The sequence below is a fragment of the Streptomyces sp. NPDC051105 genome (assembly GCF_040682795.1).
Classification (GTDB): Bacteria; Actinomycetota; Actinomycetes; order Streptomycetales; family Streptomycetaceae; genus Streptomyces.
Genome location: NZ_JBFBBR010000046.1, coordinates 1 through 4133 on the forward strand (window position 1 = coordinate 1; position 4133 = coordinate 4133).

The following is a 4133-nucleotide window of genomic DNA, read 5'->3' on the forward strand; positions in this document are numbered from 1 at the left end:
GAGGGTTTCCGGCTGACGGGTACGACGTCGAGTGTCGTGTCGGGGCGGGTTGCTTACAGTCTGGGGCTTGAGGGTCCGGCGGTGTCGGTGGACACGGCGTGCTCGTCGTCGCTGGTGGCCATGCACATGGCGTCCCAGGCGCTCCGCTCAGGGGAGTGTTCCCTCGCGCTCGTCGGCGGCGTCACGGTTCTTGCCGGGCCCTTCCTGCTGACGGAGTTCAGTCGGCAGCGTGGGCTGTCGCCCGACGGGCGTTGCAAGTCGTACGCGGCCGGAGCGGATGGCACGGGTTTCTCGGACGGCCTTGGTCTGCTCGTCCTGGAGCGGTTGTCGGATGCGCGCCGCAACGGTCATCGGATTCTTGGTGTTGTCCGGGGCAGCGCGGTGAATCAGGACGGTGCGAGTAATGGTCTGACGGCGCCGAACGGTCCTTCGCAGGAGCGGGTGATCCGGCAGGCTCTTGCCAATGCCGGGTTGAGCCCTGCCGATGTCGATGCCGTGGAGGGACACGGCACGGGGACGAAGCTGGGTGACCCGATCGAGGCCCAGGCGCTGCTGGCCACGTACGGGCAGGAGCGGGCCGACAACGACCCGCTGCGTCTCGGGTCCATCAAGTCCAACATCGGCCACAGCTCGGCGGCAGCGGGCGTGGCGGGCGTCATCAAGATGGTCATGGCGATGCGGCACGAGAAGTTGCCTGCCACGTTGAACGTGGATGCGCCGTCGCCGCATGTCGACTGGGAGGCCGGTCAGGTCAAGCTGCTTACGGAGGCGGAGGAGTGGCCTGCGGGTGAGCGGCCGCGGCGCGCGGGGGTGTCCTCCTTCGGAGTCAGCGGCACGAATGCTCACGTGATCATCGAGGAGGCCCCGGCCGCCGAGATCGAGGAGCCCGCCGAGCGCCCGGTGACGGTTCTGCCAGCTGTACCGGTGGCCGTGTCGGGTAAGGGTGAGGTGGCGTTGCGTGCGCAGGCGGAGCGGCTGCGCGCCCATCTGCTGGCGCATCCGGAGCTTGACGTCCTGGACGCGGGTTTCTCGTCGGTGGTGTCGCGGGCGCAGTTGGAGCAGCGGGCTGCGGTGGTGGCGTCGGATCGGGAGGGGTTGCTGGCGGGGCTTGCGGCTTTGGCCGGTGGTGTACCGGCCGCTGGTGTGTTCGACGGTCGGGTGAGTGCGGGTCGTACGGCGTTCTTGTTCACGGGGCAGGGGGCGCAGCGGGCGCGGATGGGTGTGGAGCTCGCCGCCGCCTACCCGCAGTTCGGGCGGGCGTTGGATGAGGTGTGTGCGGAGCTGGACCCGCGGCTGGGCCGTTCGCTTCAGAGCCTGCTGGCTGCTGAGGAGGGCTCTGCGGAAGCCGGGTTGCTGGATGCGACGGAGTTCACGCAGGCCGCGTTGTTCGCGGTCGAGGTGGCCCTGTTCCGGCTGGTCGAGTCCCTCGGAGTGCGCCCGGACTATCTGATCGGGCATTCGGTGGGTGAGCTGGTGGCTGCTCACGTGGCGGGGGTGCTGTCGCTGGCGGATGCGTGTGCGCTGGTGGTGGCTCGTGGCCGGTTGATGGGTGCGTTGCCGGCTGGTGGTGGGATGGCTGCGGTGCAGGCGGCGGAGGAGGAGGTGGCCGGGGAGCTGGCCGGGTTCGAGGGCCGGTTGTCGATCGCTGCGGTCAACGGTCCTCGTTCGGTGGTGGTGTCCGGTGACTTGGATGCGCTTGATGAGTGGTTGCCGCGGTGGCAGGGCCGGAAGACGACGCGGTTGCGGGTGAGTCATGCGTTCCATTCGCATCGGATGGAGCCGATGCTGGCGGAGTTCCGCAAGGTGGCCGAGACCCTCACGTACCACGTCCCCCGAGTCCCGGTGGTGTCGAATGTGACGGGTGCTCTGGTGTCGGCGGAGTTGGCTGACCCGGGGTATTGGGTGGATCACGTCCGTCAGGCGGTCCGGTTCACGGACGGGGTGCGTACTCTGCAGGGCGAGGGTGTGACCCGGTTCTTGGAGTTGGGTCCGGATGGTGTGTTGACGGCGTTGGCGCGTCAGGCGGTGGATGAGGACACGGAGGCGGTGTTCGCGACCGTGTTGCGGGCGCGTCACCCCGAGGCGGAGACGTTCGCGGCGTTTGTTGCGCAGGCGCATGTGGCCGGCGTGCCGGTGGACTGGTCGGCGCTGTATGCGGGTACCGGCGCCCGGCGCGTTTCCCTGCCGACCTATGCCTTCCAGCGGGAACGGTACTGGCTTGCTCCTGGTACCGGGGCCGGTGACGCGGCCGCTGCCGGACTCGGGCGGCTCGACCACCCACTGCTCGCCGCTGCCGTCCGAGTGGGGGAGCGGGACGAGTGGCTGTTCACCGGACGCATGTCGCAGGACAGTGCGCCCTGGGTGCAGGACCACGGTGTACTCGGCATGGTGATCGTGCCCGGCACCGCGCTGGTCGAACTGGCCGTCACGGCAGGGCAGCACGCAGGCAGTCCAGTGCTCGAAGAACTCGTCCTCGAAGCCCCGCTGATCCTGGGTGAGAACGCAGCGGCACAACTCCAGGTCACCATCGGTGAGCCTGAGGAAGACGGTCGTCGCTCGGTTGCGATCTTCTCCCGCCCCGAGAACGGAACCGAGTCGGAAGCTGAGCCGGAAGCGGTCTGTCACGGGCGCGGTGTGCTCGCTCCGGACGCTGATCCGGACGCGGAGCCCATCGCACCGTCGTGGGTGCCTGTCGAGTGGCCGCCGGCGGATGCGGAGCCGGTTGACGTCGGCGCGATGTACGAACGGCTGGCCGAGGTCGGCTTCGACTACGGCCCCGCCTTCCAGAGTCTGCGGGCGGCCTGGCGGGACGGCGACGACATGTTCGCCGAGGTCGCTCTGCCGGACGAGCACGCCGAAGCGGCACGCAGGTTCGGTTTCCATCCGGCACTGTTTGATGCCTCGCTGCATGGCGGGCTCGGCTGGCTCGACGACGGGGAGGGTGCCTCCGCCCGGCTGCCCTTCTCGTGGTCCGGGGTGCGCTTCGGGCACGGCGCTGGCTCGCGGGTACGGGTGCGGATCGGGTCGGCGGGCGAGTTCGCACTGCGTGTCGATGTCGTCGGCGAGCGGGGTGAGCCGGTGGCGAGCGTAGGGAAGCTGGCCTTCCGTCCGGTCGACCAGGCGCAGCTCGCGAGCGTCCAACGGTCGGAGGACAGCTCGCTGTTCGAGATTGATTGGGCACCGCTGTCCCTGCCAACCCCTGCTGCTGTACGGATCGCGGTGCTGGGTGAGTCGGGGTATGCCGATCTGGATGCGCTGGAGGGGGCGTTGGTCGGTGGTGCGCCGGTGCCGGATCTGGTGCTGGCCGAGGTGGACGGGTCGGCGGGTACTCCGCTGACCGTGGCCACGGGGGTGCTGGGGCTGGTTCAGCGGTGGTTGGCGGGTGAGCGGTTGGCTGATGCGCGGTTGGTGGTGGTGACGAGGAACGCGATCGCGGTGGGTGATGAGGTTCCGGATCTGGCGTTGGCGCCGGTGTGGGGTCTGGTGCGTAGTGCGCAGTCGGAGCATCCGGGGCGGATCACCTTGGTGGACGTCGACGGTGATCCCGACGGTGGTGTGCCGGACTGGAGCGCACTGGCTGCTCTGGACGAGCCTCAGCTCGCTGTCCGTCGGGGCGGGTTCCTGGCGCCGAGGCTGGCGCGGGCCTCCTCCGCATCGGTCGAGGCGCCGGTGCTGGATCCCGACGGCACGGTCCTGATCACCGGTGGTACGGGTGGTCTGGGTGCGGTCTTCGCCCGGCATCTGGCCGCACAGTATGGTGTCAGGCGGTTGGTGCTGGTCAGTAGGCGTGGGCCGGAGGCTCCCGGTGCTACCGGACTCGTGCGGGATCTGGCGGAGTTGGGCTGCGAGGCCCGTGCCGTGGCCTGTGACGTGTCCGACCGCGGCGAGCTGGCCGCTCTGATGGGTTCCCTCGCCCATCCGCTGACGGCGGTGATTCATGCGGCCGGTGTCCTGGACGACGGTGTGATCACCTCCCTGACTCCCGCGCAGCTCGAACGCGTGATGCGGCCGAAGGTGGATGCGGCCCTGCACCTGCATGAGCTGACGGCGGATATGGAGTTGTCGGCGTTCGTGCTGTTCTCGTCCGTGGCGGCTTTGATCGGCAGTCCTGGTCAGGGCAACTATGCGGCGGC

The 4133-nt window shown here is 69.2% G+C and carries 1 protein-coding gene; it reads left to right on the forward strand.

Features of this window, described 5'->3' with window-relative positions; all coding sequences use genetic code 11:
- Window positions 1-36: 36 nt before the first annotated feature.
- A partial coding sequence (locus AB0N16_RS41450) for a type I polyketide synthase (RefSeq protein WP_365806003.1) occupies window positions 37-4133 on the forward strand: 4097 nt, incomplete at its 3' end.